The sequence below is a fragment of the Danxiaibacter flavus genome, from assembly GCF_041060425.1.
Classification (GTDB): domain Bacteria; phylum Bacteroidota; class Bacteroidia; order Chitinophagales; family Chitinophagaceae; genus Danxiaibacter; species Danxiaibacter flavus.
Genome location: NZ_JAULBC010000003.1, coordinates 333710 through 351550, shown reverse-complemented (window position 1 = coordinate 351550; position 17841 = coordinate 333710). Strand labels below are relative to the sequence as shown.

The window sequence follows — 17841 nt, the reverse complement described above, 5'->3', positions numbered from 1 at the left end:
AACTTCGAACTCACAACTTATGCAAGTTTATTCTGTTTACATTTGACAGGAACACCAGCCTGCCAGTCATAAAATTTATAAGATGCTTGCCGACAGAAAACTCAAGGCCTTTATTCCAACAGTTGATGCGGAACGGGCTAAACACTTTTATAAAGATATTATCGGGCTAAAACTATTATCCGAACAGAAGTATTTCCTGGATTTCAATGCACACGGAAGTCTGTTGAGGATAATATCTGTTGAGACCTTTACGCCGCAGCCGTTTACGGTGCTTGGATGGGTTGTGGACGATATTTTTGCTACCATTGAAGAGTTGAATACAAGGGGAGTGTTCTGTGAAAAATATGAGTTTTTTGAACAGGACGACCTTGGAGTCTGGATTTCACCTGCCGGTTTTAAAGTGGCATGGTTTAAAGATCCGGACGGAAATTTACTTTCGATAAATGAAGATGTTAGTAGTTAGACTTTCACCGGGTGTTTCTTGTTTGAAATCCAAAATATGGTTACACAGAGTTGCACGGAGGTGGCACAGAGTTACACAGAGAATAATAGCTTTGCTCAAAAAATACAGCCGAAGCTTTTTGTGACTGCTACAAAAACTCCGGCTGATGTTGTGAAAAACAAAGGGTTTCAGGGCCTGCTATAAGACATCATTTATTGTTAAGTGCTGCTGTTATAGTTGAAGCATTCGTGGTTGCGCCCCATTGCTTGTTTGGCTTGGGCCCCATCTCCAACACAAGTGTACCTCCGTTAATCAGTTGCTCATGTGTAAACCAGGGTGTAGTTAATTCTTTGCCGTTCATGGTTGCGCGTTGTATGTATTTATTCACCACAGAACAATTGTTTGCGATAAGTTTAAATTGTTTTCCATTATCTAAACGAATGGTCACTTTACTAAATACCGGGCTGCCTATAGTGTAGACAGGGATGCCGGGTGTCACAGGATAAAAGCCCATGCTCGAGAATACAACAAAAGCTGTCATACCACCACCATCTTCATCGCCGGGAATGCCAAATACATTATCCTTGAACCATAGATCCAATAACTGTCTTACTGCATTCTGTGTCTTCCACGGTGCACCTGCATAATTGTACAAATACGGTATGTGAAAGCTGGGCTCATTACCCATTGAGTATTGTCCTACGAGGCCTGTTGCGTCCGGAAATTTATACCAGAAATCATGTTTGGATCGCCCGAGATCTTCGCGGAATAACTGGTCTAACCTGGCCTCAAAAGATTTGGCACCGCCCATTAAATTGATAAGTCCGGGGATATCTTCCTGTACCTGCCACATATATGTCCATCCATTGTTTTCATCGTAATAATCCCTGCCACCCGGGCCACCGTCAAATTTTGGATCGATATTGATCCACTCTCCCTTATCATCTTTTGGTAAAAAGAATTTGCGATCATTGTTCCAAAGCGTTTTGTAATTAAACCCGCGTTTGGAGAATTGTACGTAGTCATCATTTTTACCCAATTCTTTTGCCAGCTGCGCTGCAGCCCAATCATCATAACTCGCGCCAAGCGTAACGGCTACAGCCTGGCGGCTCTCAAAAGGATGTACCTCCGCAACAGTATCTTTTACACCAGGGGCAAGTGCAGGGTAGTATCCGTTGGTATGATAGTAGTCATCCAGTATAGTTTTCGGACCGTTGCGCCAGGGGAGAAGCGTTGCATCCGTGGCATTCTTTTTAATGCCCTCAAACGCCGTTTGTATGTCGTAATTTTTCAGACCTTTTCTATACGCATCAAGAAATATGACCGAAGAATGAAAACCATTCATGCAAGCATGATCGCCAAACAGGACAGGAAACGTTGGCATCCATCCGCTCTGTTTGTACATGCGAACGTATGACTGTAGCATGTCTTCTTCCTGCGCAGGATGAAGTATCATGCGCAAAGGATGCAATGCAAGATAAGTGTCCCATGACCAATCATCCACATAAAACGGACGCGGATCTTTGTTGATCTGTTTGTTGTAGCCGCTATAGTAGAAAGAATCTTCGCTAATATCTACCATACGCTCGTGCGTTCTGTATAGTGCAGTATAGAAAGAACGTTTTTGCGCTTCAGTTCCCCCCTCCACCTGTATTTGAGACGCGATGGAAGCCCATGCCTTTTCAGCATTTTTTTTTACTGCTGAAAAGTCTTTGCCTTTTATTTCTCTATCAAAATTTTTTCTGGCCTGTTCAGCACTTACAAAACTGATAGCATATTTAAGTTCGACAGCATTAATACCCGCAGGAAAACTGATATAAGCCTTTGCAAATTTTCCTGAAACGTCTGTTCCATTTTTTAACTGGCCGTTGTCTACAATACCCGTTGTTCCCTTTGAATTAAATACGCCATATACGTAAACTTTTATATCATCATGGTAGGTCTCTACACCCTCAATTTCATTACCGGCAATAAATTTCCATGTTGATTCTCCATTGTTATAATTGGTGAACAAGAGATTTCCCGGTGTATTCTTTGGAAAAGAAAAACGATAAAAGCCTGTTTTCTTACCCGGCGTAAATTCTACAGTAATTTCATCATTCAACAGGTAAGTGGAATAATACCATGGGCGTGTTATCTCCAGGTTATGATCATAGGGCATGCGTTGTCTCCATTGATCTACAAATGGAACGCCAATTGATGGCTTAATTGAAAAAACTTCTCCCAGTCTATGTGATACAATGGTTAAAGGAAAGCTTGAGATCTGATCATCCAAATAATCTTTTCGCATGGGATACATGCGTATTACCTGATTGGGTATTTGAACTGTTGGGCGGGTTGGTTCAAGCAATTGCCCAATATTACCAATAGTTGGATCAATATACTTAAGGTTGTCTGCACCTGTAAACGTTTGCGTTGGTGATTGTGAAAAAAGAGACGATTGCAACAGCAAACCAAACAAATACAGGCATGATATTTTTTTCATGACAATCATTTTAATAATAATGTATCAACATTAAAATTAGCTGAATAAAATTTTAGCAATAAACCGAAGATTATGTAGCCTGATTTAAGACAGCCAAAAGGAATGCTTGATAATTTTGAATTTTGACTTTTTACTTAGTACTGGTAATATTTCTTTAATACACAAAGCAATGCCTGGTGCTTTCGCACCGGCATTACTTTGATCGTATAAATTAATATCCGTCATTCTGTTTCCAGGAGGGGTTCAATGTCATCTCCGAGAAAGGAATGGGAGCAAGATATTTTTGACTCACATTTGTGCCACCAGGAATTTCGTTTTCTTTCTTATCCCTTGCGGCAATAACTTTTGGCAGCAGTTGTAATCGCACAATATCAAACCACCGCATACCAAATTCGCCTGCAAATTCGTATGCACGTTCGTATACTACTGAATCTCTGAACGCAGTTTGTGAAAGGCCCGGCGTTAATGGGTTTTCTCCTGCACGTTTTCTCACTTCATTAATTGCCGCATAACTCTCAGCTGTAGGCGCACCGCCAGCCATTGCTGATGCTTCTGCAAAGCCTAGCAACACCTGTGGATAACGAACAATGATGGTCTCCTTGTTTGTACTGGGCTGCATGGTTGCAATGGAATTATCTCCTTCACTTACACCATCTGCTGTTCCATTAGAGATTAAGCCTTGTCTGAATTTTTTGTAGTAAGGATGCTGAGCATGCGTTTTATCTGAATTCCATGGAACAAGTGTGTAAGTTGTGTTGTCTGCATTTCTCAGCTTTATTGTAGTGTAGAAAGTCAGGTCTGTTCTCTTACACACAGGTGCATTTTTATAAAAATTAATCTCAGGGTAAAAATCATCCCAGCCGCTGGATCCGTCCAGCGCCACTTCTTCTAACGGTACACTGGTTGAACCAAAGCTTCTGTTGGGCAGGTTTCCGGCAACACTGTATTGCAAAGCAAATATGCTTTCTGCATTGTTGTTGGTAGTGAACACCTGGTCGTAAGAGGTGTTGGTATTGTACACACCTGACTGCATTACTATCTTGGCTTCGGATGCAGCGAGTGCATAATTTTCCGTTTTGTTCAACGGCCATCCCGCCATTGTTAAATACACATCAGCCAACACTGCACTTGCAGCGTAACGGTTGGGCTTTCCCTGTACCTTATCTGTTCCGAGCATTGTTTTGGCCTGTTGCAAATCGCTGATAATTGCAGCATAGACAGAATCAACAGAACTTCTTGCCGGACGTGTAGACACATCTATTGATCCCAGTACGATTGGTAAAGGACCAAATGTTCTTACAAGATAATAATAACACAGGCCGCGAAGGAAATACGCCTGTCCTGCAGATTCATTCTTTTGCTGTTCTGTTGAATTTACTTTTGCATAGTTCTCAATAATGTTGTTCGCATTATAGATCGTTTGCCATGGGCCGTTCCACTCTGCAGGAAGACTGCTGTTGGTTGCACTACCTGTTAATTTGTCAAACTCACGAAAATCACCCTTATTCAAACCAGGGTCAGTTGTAAGATCATCGGATCCGAAGTATGATGTCATTTTACTTGTAAAGCCCCATGCGCCATCTCTTGCAAGTTGTATGTACATGCCTGATACTGCTGCATCAAGGTCACTTTGTGATTTGAAATAGGTGACCGGTGTAATGCTTGCCTTGGGATCCTCTTCCATGTATTTTTTGCATGCAGTTATCTGCAATGCGCAAACGGCCATTACAAAGAAAGTTAGTATGGAATATGTTGTTTTCATTTTTTATACTTTTTACTATTACCCTTATTTTATTTGACGTTTACAGAGGCGCACGATTACAATGACATTCTTACGCCGAATGTGTACGATTTAGGATTGGGAATAACGCCAAACTCCTGTCCCTGCGAAATCGCGTTGCCTGTAGGCTGTTGGTCAATCTCAGGATCATATCCTTTGTAAGGAGTCATCACCCAAAGGTTTTGTCCGCTTATATAAACTTCGAGGCTTGTCAAATGCAGGCTTCTTAAAACGCCTGGAGGCAGGTGATAGGAAAGGGAAATATTTTTCAGTTTTGTATAGCTTGAATTATATACGTAACGGCTGCTGTTGTTATAGTTGTGACTGGAGCCGCTCCATGCAGGATTGTTGGTTTCGTTATGTGGCGTCCATAAATTCTCCGGAACAGCTTCAATGGTTGTTGCATTCTTCATGTCGCCAAGACCGCCCCACAAATAAGCAAGTGTTTGAGAGAATACCTGGCTGCCTTGCTGGCCCTGGAACATAAAGGTCAAAGTAAAATCTTTGTAGCTTATGTCGTTTATGAAGCCATACGTGTAGCTGGGCGTTGCATTACCTAGCGGCATCCAGTCGTCGGCAGTGTATGCATGATCACCGTTTAAATCCTGGTACTTAGCATCACCGGGTTTCATTCCGAATTTAGATGCTTCTGTAGCTTCATCAGCTTTCCATGTGCCAAGGAATTTGTAGCCAATAAATTCACCCAGTGGCTGTCCGATCTTGATGACTGAGTTGAACGTGTTGTTACCACCTATTGCAAGTATATTATCCAATCCACCAAGATCGATCACCTTATTCCTGTTGATAGATACATTCAGGTTTGTGTTCCATCTTAGGTTTTTGGTGCTTATTGGTGTTCCTCCTATGCCAAACTCTATCCCTTTATTGGAAAGGCTTCCCACGTTTGCAGCATAGCTTCCGCCACCAAGGTATTGCGGCGCCTGGTTATTGTATAAGAGGTTAGTTACTTTGCTGCTATACGCATCAACTGTAAACGTTAAACGTCCTTTCAGGAAAGCAGCGTCAATCCCTGCATCGTAAGTTGCTTTATTTTCCCATCTTAATGAAGTAGATACCGGTGTGCCTAATGAAACTGCAACACTTGGTGTGCTGTTGCCGCCATTATAGTAGTAAGCATTTTGGCCGTTTCCACCGCCAATATTAATAACTGGTATGGTTGAGTAAGGCGCCACGGCCTGGTTACCTGTTTGGCCATATGTCGCACGGACCTTTAAGTCTGAAAAGAAATCAGACTTCTGCATAAAGTTTTCTTTCTTGACGTTCCATGCTACACCAATGGATGGGAACGTACTGTATTTCTGGGCAAGATGTGAAGATCCGTCAGTTCGAACGCTTGCAGACAACATATACTTGTCTTTATATGAATAGAACAAACGGCCCATATAAGAGATCAACGCGTCTGCGGTATACCCTGAGCTTGTGTTCTGAGTAGAACCAAGGCCGAGGTTGTAATAGCCCAGAGAATAAGTTGAAAGATTTTTTGCAGTTGCATTTACTGAAGTATTCTGTCCTGATGAAAATTCATACAGACCTGTTACTGTAATCGCATGATCGCCAAAGTTGTGTTTGTAGGTAAGATAGTTACTGGTTAAGAAACTCCTGAACCTGTTAGAGTTTACCTGTGCATTATCTGTCTTGCCGTCGTAGGCGCTGGTGCCCGGGCCGTCAACCCGCTGTCCGTAACCCATACCAAGTGAATACACGTTGGTTGAAGTAAAAGTCAGGTCATTCAGCATGCGATAGGTAATTACACCTGTACCTGAAAGATTGGTGTTAATGTTATCATGCGCCTGGCTTTCAGCCTGTGCTATCGGATTAAATTGGATTGAAGCATACTTGGAGTGTGTGATATAGTTGCCATTGGCATCACGAATAGGGGAGGTAGGATCCCATTCTACTGCCTGGTTAAACGGATCGCCAAGTCCTCCGCCATAATCATTATTGTGGCTCTGCGGAATGGTTGCCACCGCAATAACTTTCAGGTTGATCTTGTTGCTCACCTTAACATCAACATTTGATCTGAATGAAGTTCTCTTGTACCATTGGTTAAGAATAATACCAGGTTGATCAAGATAACCCATAGAAAAACGGTAGCGTGCAATATCTGTTCCGCCGGAAAGATCCAGCTGATAGTTCTGCACCCATGGTTCTGTATGCAAAGCTCTCTGCCAATCTGTGCCTTGTTTTGCTCCGCTTTTGAAATCGGCAAGTTCCTGGTCGGTAAATGCAGGCGCACTTCCCTGTGCTACAAACTGCGCATTTACCGAACGGGCAAAATCATAGGGCCCCATCAGGTCAAGCTCTTTTGGAATTTTGTTTTTCTGCACCCATGCGCCAAATCCAAGTTTCGGTTTTCCTGATGCGCCGGATTTTGTCGTGATCAGAACAACGCCATTAGAACCCCGTGAACCGTAAATTGCAGTGGACGCAGCATCTTTAAGAATTTCTATATTTTCAACGTCATTCACATTTACATCAGATCCGCCGCCAATGTCGCCATCAATAACATACAATGGTTCAGTAGAGCCGGTAATTGAATTCGCACCTCTTATCTTAACCTTAAGTCCTTGTCCGGGCTGGCCATTGGGACTGATTACCGCAACGCCTGGCGTGGTACCTTGTAATGCCTGCTCTATTCTAACCAAAGGACGTTTGGCGATTTCTCCGGCTTTCACTGTGCTGCTGGCACCAGTTACATCTTTTTTTCGTTGAACGCCGTAGCCTATAACAACAACATCATTCAACGCCTGCACATCCTGCTGCAATTGAATGGAAAGGCCCGAACGGTTCCTGACTGAATATTCCTGCGGGAGATAGCCAACAAAAGTTATTGTTAGCACGGGATTTACCTGGGTGCCGGTATTGATCTCGAAGTTCCCGGATTCATCCGACACGGTATTGACTGTGGTTCCCTTGAGTGTGACAGTGGCACCGGCGAGAGGTTTGTTCGCCTGGTCTGCTATTTTACCTGTCACAACTTTGCCCTGTGAATAACCAACAATAAAGCTGACTATCAACAACGGGAGCAATAGAATTTTTTTCATACACAAGCAATTGTTTTTTGGTTTGTAATGGGGCTAAAAGTAGATGTGAGGGTCTTAATAGGCCGGCTAATAAACGATTAATGAAAGGGTTAATAAATGTTTTTTTTGAAGATTTTCTGCTGTTAACCGCTTAATTAACCTTGTTAACCGGCTATAACGGGGGTGGATTTGCTAAATCAATCCTGATATGCAATACATGAATACTGGTTTTCAAGATGTGTTTGTAAATTTCCTCGCCTCAGTTTTTCCTAAAGCCCTATTTTCACGGAAATTTTTGATTGTTTTCGAGTTTTTTGGCGATTGTTTCCTGTTATAATGAAATATAGTGAGCTAAAAGACCTTTACTTTTATGGCTGCTTATGGCGAGATATATTTTTTGTACTCTGATCTTACTGGCTTTAAAGTTGAGCTGTTTTGGACAGTCTTATGGATTGTTGTTCAACAGTCACGAAGTTGTATTGGAAAAAAGGACCTCACTCGACGTTTCGCCCGGAGATTCAATATGTCTTGATAAGAATTTTCAACTGGAATTCCAGTTTAATTTCATACCCAATCACGCCATTTATTTCGGTTATATCTTCCGCCTTATCAGCAACAACAGCCAGAATGTTGATCTGATATACGATCAGCCTTCCTCTTCTTTCCGGTTAATTGCCGGTGAAAATTTTGCGGGGATCACTTTTACCATTGACAGCTTGTTGCTATATAAAAAGTGGAACAAGATTGCCATGAATTTTGACCGGGAAAAGCATATACTGCAATGTTCGGTCAACAATAAAACAGTTGGTAGTGGTAAGCTTCCTCAGTTGGGGAGCTGTTTTAAATTCCTGTGGGGAGCCAATGATTATCTGAAATTCAAAACGCGGGATATTCCGCCGATGCAGGTAAAAGATATTCGGATCTCCGAAAACAATACACAAAAATACTTCTGGCCATTGGACGAAACTTCGGGGGACATCTGTTATGATAAGATCAATCACAAAGCCGCCACCGTCAAGAATCCTGTATGGATAAAACCACGCTACCAGCGTTGGGAAAATGCAGGCTCATTAACTATGAATGGTTATGCCGGCGTCGCTTACGACGCAAAAACGGATAAACTTTATATAACAGGTTCCGATTCTGTGTACACTTACTCATTCAAAAGTGGAATACAAATTGACGGTTCGGCGAGCAAGCACCAGAATTTCCTCGTTGGTCACCAGGAAATTTATGATACTTTAAATAACCGGTTGCTTGATGTTTACCTCGATTCTCAGAAAGTGACCTCCTATGATTTTAACGGACAGCACTGGAGTGCCAATTTTCCATCGGGACATGTGGCGATCACCCGGTACTGGCACGCCAATAAATTTATATCGCCTGCTGATAGCTCGTTGTACATGATTGGCGGGTATGGCTATCTCAGATATAAAAACCTCGTAAAAAAATATGATTTCAATACAAAGCAGTGGGACAGTATAGTGCCGGGCGGTGATTATTTTACACCGAGGTATCTCGCAGCGCTTGGAACAGATGCGGCTGGGAAACACGCCTATATAATAGGAGGATATGGCAGCCAGACCGGTGATCAAATGCTTGATCCTAAATATTACTATGATTTTTTCAGATTTGATGTGCGCGATAAATCGTTTAAAAAGCTATATACATTCAAGCCTTCCGGTGAACCCTTCACTTTTGCGAATAGCCTTGTGATTGATGAGGAGACGAATAGTTACTATGGCCTGCTATTTCCCAACGACAGTTTTAATTCAAAACTTCAACTGCTGCGCGGCTCGCTAAAAGATTCGAGCTTTACTATATTAGGTACATCCATTCCATATAGTTTTCACGATGTACAATCGTTTGCAGATCTGTACTATTCTCCTGTTAATAACAGGCTGATCGCGGTGACAATGTTCTATACACCCGAAGATGTGAAAGAGCAACGTACGGAAGTAAAGATCTATACGTTAAATTTTCCGCCTGAACCATTGGATGCTGTAGAATTACAGAATGCTGCAAAGGGTAGTTCCAAATGGATCTGGATATTGGCAGGAGCTTTGATTATTGCACTTGGGTTAATAGCAATCCTGAAACGTAGACGCGTAACAACCCAACCGCAAGCTCAAAACACAGATACGCCGCCCGTTGTTACCCGGGAAGAAACACTGCCGGCAATTAGCCTGCCACAGGGGCAAAGTCATAACGGAAAAAAAATTACCTCAACTATTTATCTGTTCGGGCAATTCCAGGTTTTTGATAAAGAAGGAAATGATGTTACAAAATTGTTCACACCTTTGTTGAAAGAGCTTTTCCTCATCATATCAATATATACCATTCACAATGGAAGAGGTATCTCATCACAGGGATTAAATGAAATACTTTGGTATGATAAATCCATCAAGGATGCAAAAAACAACCGTTCTGTAAATATTGCGAAACTGAAAGGGATACTTGAGAAAATTGGTGACTGTGTAATCAATAAGGAATCGGGTTACTGGCAGATTCAAAACGATAATAAAACTGTCCATATAGATTATGAACAGTATGCTGCGCTGCTCCAAAATACATCGTTGCCTCCAAAAGAGTATATGGCACTTGTGAGCGACATCATAAAACGAGGTTCATTCCTGTCGCAAACAGAATATAACTGGCTGGATAATATTAAGTCAGATATCTCTAACTCTGTTATTGATATTTGTGTTGGCTTTATTAAGACACAGGATATTTCCAAAGAGCCTGAATTTATTATTGAAGTAACCAACTACATTTTCCATTTTGATCAGCTGAATGAAGATGCGCTGATCTATAAATGCAAGTGCTTTATCCAACTAAAACGTCATACGCTGGCCAACAACAGTTACCTGAAATTTATTAAGGATTATAAGGATATTTATGGAGAAGATTTTAGTAAGTCGTTTCATGATGTAATTGCGTAGAGAAAGTCAAAATTCAAAAGTCAAAATTCAAAAAAATCCTCACCGGATGTGCAGAGTAAATGTATTTGCGATTACCTTTCCGGGTGATCTCTGTGTAACTCTGTTAGTTCTCCGTGGCACTCTGTGTAACTGTATTTCTCCTTGAGTGTTTACTTTTGAATTTTGACTTCTTAATCCGGCTCAAACAGCGAAGTTCTCTCCACAAATTCCGGTTGTGTTGTTTTATCGAAAACATAATTTTCAATAACCAGGTAATCCATTTCGGTTCGCATAAAACAACGGTAAGCATCAATGGGAGTGCATACAATTGGCTCGCCGCGAACATTGAATGAAGTATTGATCAGCATACTACAGCCAGTCAGCTTTTTAAAATCATGGATCAGTTGCCAGAATTTTGGATTGCTGGTTTTATCTACCGTTTGTACGCGCGCGGAAAAATCAAGATGAGTAATAGCAGGAACATCCGATCGTAAAGAATTTAATCTTGCGTACATATCTGTTTGTTCGTCAAATGACACCAACGGCTTACGCAGATGCTCCTTTAAGTAAGCAACAAAAAGCATGTAAGGCGATGGAAATGCATTTTCGAAATAACATGAAGCATCCTCGGCCAAAACGCTTGGTGCAAAAGGTCTGAAACCCTCGCGTGATTTTATTTTCAGGTTCAACTGTTTTTGCATGGCCGGATTTCTCGGGTCGGCGAGAATACTCCTGTTGCCAAGTGCGCGCGGCCCGAATTCCATTCTCCCCTGGAACCATCCAACAACTTTGCCATCAGCTATTTTTTTACTAATTGCGGAAGTAAGTTGTTCGAAAGAATCATAGCGTTCTGCAGTCGCACCATACTTATGCATTATGCGGCTGATATTTGCAACATCAAATTGAGGCCCGAGATACGCAGCCTGCATCTTGTCAGTAGAAATATATTTTCTTTCTTCATTCGCCCAGATGTGCCATGCAGCAAACGCTGCTCCTAAAGCTCCGCCAGCATCACCCGCTGCCGGCTGGATCCAGACATTTTCGAATATCTTTTCATTTACAAGTTTACTGTTGGATACACAGTTAAGTGCAACACCACCGGCCATTACCAGGTTTTTACTTCCGGTGATCTCTTTCGCCGTACGTGCTAATCTTATTATAATCTCCTCAAGGGCTTGCTGAGCTGCAAGTGCCAGGTTCATGTGAGATTGATTCAATGCGGCTTCCGGTGCTCGTCTTGCTAAACGCAGAGCGGACTCCCATTTGGCATCATTTGTCATGGTTAGCCCCGCTGCATAATTGAAGTAATCCATATTAAGAATAACGGAGCCATCTTGACGCAGGTCGACAATCTCCTCAAAAATTTTTTTCTTAAAGTTTTCCGTTTCCAGTGATGCCGCATTACCGTAAGGGGCGAGTCCCATTAATTTATACTCACCGCTGTTCACCTTAAAACCAAGGTAGTAGGTGAATGCTGAATACAACAAACCTATTGAATGAGGAAATTGCAGCTCACGCAGTATTTTAATGGATTTTCCACTGCCATGGGAAATTGTTGTTGTTGCCCATTCTCCCACACCGTCAATCGTAAGAATCGCAGCATCTTCAAACGGAGACGGATAAAAGGCACTGGCGGCATGCGATAAATGATGTTCTGGAAACAGAACCGGCACTTTGTTGCTGATCTGCTTTAATTCTTTTCGTAACGCTTTTTTTATGAATAATTTTTCTTTGATCCAAACCCGCATTGCTTTAAGAAAGCTTGAAAGTCCTTTCGGCGCAAATGCATGGTATGTTTCAAGTAATCGTTCAAATTTCAGCAACGGCTTGTCATAGAAAGCAATTGCGTATAAATCTTCCGCAACAAGTCCAGCCTCTTGCAACACATATTCAACAGCATTTTTGGGGAAGGAAGCATCATGTTTGATGCGTGTAAAACGTTCTTCCTGGGCTGCGGCAATTATTTCTCCATCAACAATCAATGCCGCTGCACTATCATGATAAAATGCCGAAATGCCAAGTATCGCTTTTCCCAATTCTTTAAAATAATGTGTAAATAAATGGAGCCAGGGCAGGCACGCTTGTCATGACAGTTAAAACTGCGAGTAAAAGAAGAATAATGAATAATGGCAACAGCCAGAATTTCTTCCTTGTTCTCAAAAAGTATAAAAGCTCCTTTACAAATTCCATAACGCAAGCTTAAAATGTATGCTGAAAGTTAATAAATATTGCAGCAATTGTTTTTTTGATTTGAACACTCATTTAATTAGTCTAAAAAGTATGTTCAAAGTCTTTGGCTGAATAAGCATGATCTCTTGTTAACATTACAGAGTCTCCACTTTTCTTAAACGCCTTTATTTTCATGCCGTCTGCTCCACGTAATTTCCGGATCAGGCCAACAGGTGTTACTACAAGAAAATAAATAATGGTCAATATAACCTGCGAGCTGATGCTGCTTAATATTTTAGCCAGTCCAAACCAAATAACCGTAAACGGATAAAATGCTAATGGAACAATAAGCGAGACAAGACAGAGCAGCATGATGACTATTACATAACCATTTTGTTTGTTGAATAAAGCCAGCATCGCCATAACGAGTATGGCAACAACGCCGAACTCAATACACTGTTTTTTTGTGACAGGTTCGAATATTTTCTTAATGGATTTCATGATGTGTCTGCACGTTTTGGAGTTGTGAAAGTAACAATAAGGCGTCTTTATTTTTACTATCGGCCCGCAAAACTTTCTCCACGTATTTTGATGCCACATCTTTATTGCCCATTTTATAGTAATTACCGGCAATTTGATTTAACGCTTCGACATTTACGGAATCGCGGTTAAATTTATTCTGGAGACCGATAATATCTGTCGCGAGATTTTTGATGGGCATAAGTGCATTGCCGCCACCGTTGCGTATTGCAAAATCAAGATATGGGATTGCTTCTGCGGGCCTGTCCTGTTTAAAATATAAAACAAACAGGTAGCGGGCTTTGTCCACTGTAGGCGACAACGCAAACGACCGTTTAAAATAATAGGCTGCAGCAGCTTCGTCATTTAACTGCCCGCACAAATTTGCGGTGCTGGTGTAATACAATTCTTCAGTTGGATGTTCAAGCACCTGGCCTTCCATAACAAGCCTGGCTTTTGCCAGGTCCTTGATTTGTATGTAGTGTTCGTACAATTTTTCATTTGCATCAGGCCAGGTCAGCGTGTTGCCGGCGACATCATATGCAAGTCTTTCTTCAAAAGTTTTAACGGGTAATGAGTCACCGGTTGCTGTACTATTCAGCACTTCTGTGCCTTTAAAGGGCCAGGTTCTTTTTAAATGTTCAATTTTATAAAGCCCGGCTAAAGAATCTACCTGGCTTACCGGCATCGACTGTAATAACTGATCGAAGCTGATTTCGTTTTGCTGTTGAACGGTGATGAATCTTTGTTTTTTCATCACTTCATAGAGTGCATCAGATAACAATGCATAACCACGAAGATTGGGGTGCACATGTTCCAGCACAAACTCATTTCCAATTATATTGCCTTGCGATCTGTTCTTAAAAGCAGCCTGTGCATCTACGAGGAATGTATTCGGATGTTTCTTACACAATTGCCTGATGATATTGTTTATTTGCTGTGGTGCTCTGAATCGCAATGCATCCAGGTCGGTTGCTTTGTTGAAATTAGCGCCAGCCGTATTGAAGTTTTGTTGTTGATAGGCAAGTCTTCCGAGAAAAAATGAACAGTCGGCATTACCAGGAAACAATTTGGCAGCCTGGCTGAAGGATGCGAACGCAACAGCAGAATCATTCTTTTCAAATGCTTTCAAGCCGTCATTAAACAGTTGTTGAAAAGCCGGAAGTTTAAGGCTGTCAGGCGTAATGCTGATAAATGGTTTCATGTCTTTTTCGTTGCTGACCAACGTGCTGATGAATACCGGGATGTTGTGCTGGTTCAACACATCCAGCGTTGCATCCATATTGGTTTCAAATTGCTTTATTCCGCGGGTATAAAGTGCAGATCCATAGGGGATCTGCTGATCAGCAACCATGAATTCCATGCGGGTTTTACGCGCAGGAATATCCTTGCTTTTAAAAGTGCCGGCTAATTTTTCATACGTATTGGTAAAAAGTTGTACAACTTTTAAGGACCGTAGTGCAAGTGTTAAGTAAACAAGCAACGGTGAGCCGCCGGCCTTGTCAGTGGAGCCAACTCCCAATGCGCCATAGTATTCATTATGGCCTGAGTAGATCAATACAGCATCGGGTTGATAGTTTACAAGCTCTTTCGCAAAGCCAAGCACCGTATATGAGTTGACAGCGGTTAATGAGAGATTGATGATCTCGAAATTCTTTTCAGGAAAGCTGCGCATCAAGCGGTATTGCAGCCAACGGTGGAATGAGCCATTGTGAAAATAGGGATAGCCAATGGTTGTGGATTCACCCAGCACAAAAATGCGCATGGTATTTTCATCTTTTTCTTTCTTAAACGGTTCGATATTGCCTGTGGTGGCAATTGTCTGGTTGCTGAAATATCTTTTAGAAGCTTCCGGATTTAAAACAAGGTAATTGTTATCAGCTTTGTACTCAATAAACAGATCCGGATTATAGCCATAACCAGCCAGCCGCAGTATAAGCTCTAACACCATTAAAATAAGAAATGGCATTAGTATGCCGATGGCTTTAAACGCTATCAATTTCTTTCGGGAAATATTTTTTTTATTAGTATGGTTATTGTTATGCATGCAAGCAACCGGTTATTATTGTGTTATTTAAGTACGGTATTATAAACTCTGTGTCTTCTTTTGTCTTTTCTCTGTGTAACAAAAAATACAGTTACACAGAGAGCCACGGAGAAGACACAGAGTTACACAGAGTGTCTATTATTTGCACATCTGCACATTCGCACATTCACTCATTTACATCATTTTACCGCAGACTGCTTCCTTTCCGGCAGCGCAAAGTTTAGCGGAATTTCTCCCCGCAAAGTTTTCGCTGCCTGACCTGTAAGCCAGAGATACTGGTCAGAAGGTTTACCATCCATCGATAAAAATGAAACAGTGCCACCTTTTGTCACCGGTGGTGCATCTGTACATTTAAAGATGGCCGTACCTTCATTCACCTCGTCAAACATGGCGACATACAGGCTTTTAGCGCCTGTTTTTATTGCTGTTGTAATTAATTGCCAGTAGAAGCGTCCGCCCTGGCGTGGGATGCTGCCAACAGGTTTTATATCATCGGGAAAGGCATGGACACTCAGGTTATGCCAGCTAAAACCGGGATATACACACGGCACATAGTCGATATTGTTTTGCCTGCACCATTTCATGTCATCGGACATTACGTCCCGATAACGATCCATATCATTGTGCAGGAGCGGAGAGAACCTTTGCACAGCCCAGGGCATGATCATATCGGCCTGCTTAATCAGTTCATGCAGGTAAGCATCGTGTACGCAATCTGAGTTCAGATCCCTCCAAAAGGTCGGCACACCGAGCATAACAGTGCAATTGCCATATACCGGGTCATTTTTCAGAAAGCTGATGAGCCTTTCCAAACCAATATTTCTGATGTCGTAAGGGCGATCAGGAAAGCCAACACCCCATATAACGACCACCGGCTTGCCGCGATGGTGCAGGTATGTTTTCTCGCCTGGCTGGTTGGTGACTTTTAACTGGTCAACCAGGTATTTCCAGTCCTCGATAATAGCTGAGCAATCCTCTCCACTTCCCTTTAAGCCGGAAAGGTCATACATAACAGCAATGGCTCTTTTGTACTTAGAGGCTGCATCAAGTGCATATTTGAGTATCGTAGTTGATTCCTTTTTGCCCTCGCCTTCTTTTGTACTATTGAAAAAGCGCTGCATAAATACGCCGTCAACACCATATTGCTGCATCCATTTAAAATGGAGGTCTACGGTGCTTTGGTCCAATGAGCTGAAGAAACGGGCTTTTTTGCCGTCGGCCAGCACAAAGGGTGTTTCATATGTTTTTTCGTATTCGCTAACATCCGGCCATGCATCAATTCCGGATCTGTTTTCATCGCCATAGACAAAACGCTTGCCCATGCTTCCGTCACCTTGTGCCCGGAACCAACCCTGGTAGCCTGCCATTACGAGTCCATCGTAAGTTGGATACAAAGTGGAGGAACTGTGTTTGCTTTGCGCCGATGAAATTGCGGAAATAACTAAAAGTAAAAGACAACTGAAGAATGTTTTGTAACCATTAAAGCTCATAGCAGATCGTTTTAAACAGCCGTCCCGGAAAAAGTGTTAGCCGGAATTGACTAAAGCGTGGGACAAGCAATCAGGTTGTAAAACTAATTTTTGGCCTTAACGGAAGGGTTAATGAAAGAATTAATAAGCGGTTAATGGCGAAAAATGTTGAAAATAAAGAGGAAAAAGAAAGAAGAAGTATGGTTTTTGGAGGATGTTTAAACAACTGTATGTTTTTTTAAACCACAGAGTGAAAGGAGTTTGAGCACAGAGTTTCACCGTTTTTTTGCCACTGAAGCACAGAAGCACTGAGTTTGTTGCGGGATGTTTCTCGAGTTTCTTTCCGTGTCCTCTGTGAAAAAAAACTCTGTGGTTTCTGTGGTAAAAAAGAGCTTCTGAAAGTTGTTTAGCAACTACATTTTTTTAAACCACAGAGTGAAGGGAGTTTGAGGCACAGAGTTTCACGGTTTTTTGCCACTGAAGCACAGAAGCAGTTTCTTTCCGTGTCTTTTGTGAAAAAAACTCTGTGGTTTCTATGGTAAAAAAGAGCTTCTGAAAGTTGTTTAGCAACTACATTTTTTTTTAACCACAGAGTGAAAGGAGTTTGAGCACAGAGTTTCACGGTTTTTTGCCACTGAGGCACAGAAGCACTGAGTTTGTTGTGGGATGGTTTCTTGAGTTTCTTTCCGTGTCCTCTGTGAAAAAAAACTCTGTGGTTTCTGTGGTAAAAAAGAGCTTCTGAAAGTTGTTTAGCAACTACATTTTTTTTAACCACAGAGTGAAGGGAATTTGATGCACAGAGTTTCACCGTTTTTTGCCACCAAAGCACAGAAGCAGTTTCTTCCGTGTCTCTGTGAAAAAAAACTCTGTGGTTTCTGTCGTAAAAAGAATGAAATAGTTTTTTTTCACAGAGACCTGCCCTCCATTTTCAATTATCCCCGCCTGAATGACGTCAGTTGGGCAGG

General features: G+C 41.8%; 10 protein-coding genes. 2 read left to right on the top strand and 8 right to left on the bottom strand.

The genetic code is table 11. The annotated features are described in order from the left end of the window. Nucleotides 1–82 precede the first annotated feature (82 nt). Nucleotides 83–463 carry a VOC family protein gene (locus QTN47_RS11920; RefSeq protein WP_369329603.1) on the top strand — a complete coding sequence of 127 codons (381 nt, stop codon included), beginning with the start codon at nucleotides 83–85 and terminating at the stop codon, nucleotides 461–463. Between the two features lie 187 nt (nucleotides 464–650). Here QTN47_RS11920 and QTN47_RS11915 read toward each other — a convergent pair whose 3' ends face one another. The 3 genes from QTN47_RS11915 to QTN47_RS11905 form a co-directional block, all read right to left on the bottom strand. Then, complete coding sequence (locus QTN47_RS11915) at nucleotides 651–2927, bottom strand: GH92 family glycosyl hydrolase (RefSeq protein ID WP_369329602.1); 2277 nt, start codon at nucleotides 2925–2927, stop codon at nucleotides 651–653. A gap of 211 nt (nucleotides 2928–3138) precedes the next feature. Continuing rightward, a complete protein-coding gene (locus QTN47_RS11910; RefSeq protein WP_369329601.1) occupies nucleotides 3139–4689 on the bottom strand; it encodes a RagB/SusD family nutrient uptake outer membrane protein in 1551 nt (516 codons plus the stop codon). 56 nt (nucleotides 4690–4745) lie between these two features. Then, nucleotides 4746–7772 carry a SusC/RagA family TonB-linked outer membrane protein gene (locus QTN47_RS11905; RefSeq protein ID WP_369329600.1) on the bottom strand — a complete coding sequence of 1009 codons (3027 nt, stop codon included), beginning with the start codon at nucleotides 7770–7772 and terminating at the stop codon, nucleotides 4746–4748. Between the two features lie 359 nt (nucleotides 7773–8131). Between QTN47_RS11905 and QTN47_RS11900 the strand changes: the two genes are divergently transcribed. After that, nucleotides 8132–10693: a Kelch repeat-containing protein gene (locus QTN47_RS11900; RefSeq protein ID WP_369329599.1), complete on the top strand. Its 2562-nt coding sequence runs from the start codon at nucleotides 8132–8134 to the stop codon at nucleotides 10691–10693. A gap of 170 nt (nucleotides 10694–10863) precedes the next feature. Here QTN47_RS11900 and QTN47_RS11895 read toward each other — a convergent pair whose 3' ends face one another. The 5 genes from QTN47_RS11895 to QTN47_RS11875 all read right to left on the bottom strand — a co-directional run bounded on the left by QTN47_RS11895 (nucleotide 10864) and on the right by QTN47_RS11875 (nucleotide 16897). Further along, on the bottom strand, nucleotides 10864–12708 hold the full coding sequence (locus QTN47_RS11895) for a carbamoyltransferase family protein (protein WP_369329598.1): 1845 nt from the start codon (nucleotides 12706–12708) through the stop codon (nucleotides 10864–10866). A 4-nt stretch (nucleotides 12709–12712) separates the two neighbouring features. Further along, the gene (locus tag QTN47_RS11890) at nucleotides 12713–12862 is read right to left on the bottom strand and encodes a DUF5989 family protein (RefSeq protein ID WP_369329597.1); all 150 of its coding nucleotides are present in this window, start codon (nucleotides 12860–12862) and stop codon (nucleotides 12713–12715) included. Between the two features lie 81 nt (nucleotides 12863–12943). Then, complete coding sequence (locus QTN47_RS11885; protein WP_369329596.1) at nucleotides 12944–13342, bottom strand: hypothetical protein; 399 nt, start codon at nucleotides 13340–13342, stop codon at nucleotides 12944–12946. After that, the gene (locus QTN47_RS11880) at nucleotides 13329–15407 is read right to left on the bottom strand and encodes a tetratricopeptide repeat protein (protein ID WP_369329595.1); all 2079 of its coding nucleotides are present in this window, start codon (nucleotides 15405–15407) and stop codon (nucleotides 13329–13331) included. The genes QTN47_RS11885 and QTN47_RS11880 overlap by 14 nt, the downstream gene beginning before the upstream one ends. Nucleotides 15408–15586: 179 nt before the next feature. After that, nucleotides 15587–16897 (bottom strand): glycoside hydrolase family 99 protein, encoded by a 1311-nt coding sequence (locus QTN47_RS11875; protein ID WP_369329594.1) that lies wholly within the window; start codon nucleotides 16895–16897, stop codon nucleotides 15587–15589. Nucleotides 16898–17841 lie beyond the last annotated feature (944 nt).

Bases quoted from the DNA above. Each gene is read 5' to 3' on its own strand.
- QTN47_RS11890 (WP_369329597.1), bottom strand. From the start codon at position 12,862: ATGGAATTTGTAAAGGAGCTTTTATACTTTTTGAGAACAAGGAAGAAA.
- QTN47_RS11920 (WP_369329603.1), top strand. From the start codon at position 83: ATGCTTGCCGACAGAAAACTCAAGGCCTTTATTCCAACAGTTGATGCG.
- QTN47_RS11880 (WP_369329595.1), bottom strand. From the start codon at position 15,407: ATGCATAACAATAACCATACTAATAAAAAAAATATTTCCCGAAAGAAA.
- QTN47_RS11885 (WP_369329596.1), bottom strand. From the start codon at position 13,342: ATGAAATCCATTAAGAAAATATTCGAACCTGTCACAAAAAAACAGTGT.
- QTN47_RS11905 (WP_369329600.1), bottom strand. From the start codon at position 7,772: ATGAAAAAAATTCTATTGCTCCCGTTGTTGATAGTCAGCTTTATTGTT.
- QTN47_RS11900 (WP_369329599.1), top strand. From the start codon at position 8,132: ATGGCGAGATATATTTTTTGTACTCTGATCTTACTGGCTTTAAAGTTG.
- QTN47_RS11875 (WP_369329594.1), bottom strand. From the start codon at position 16,897: ATGAGCTTTAATGGTTACAAAACATTCTTCAGTTGTCTTTTACTTTTA.
- QTN47_RS11915 (WP_369329602.1), bottom strand. From the start codon at position 2,927: ATGAAAAAAATATCATGCCTGTATTTGTTTGGTTTGCTGTTGCAATCG.
- QTN47_RS11910 (WP_369329601.1), bottom strand. From the start codon at position 4,689: ATGAAAACAACATATTCCATACTAACTTTCTTTGTAATGGCCGTTTGC.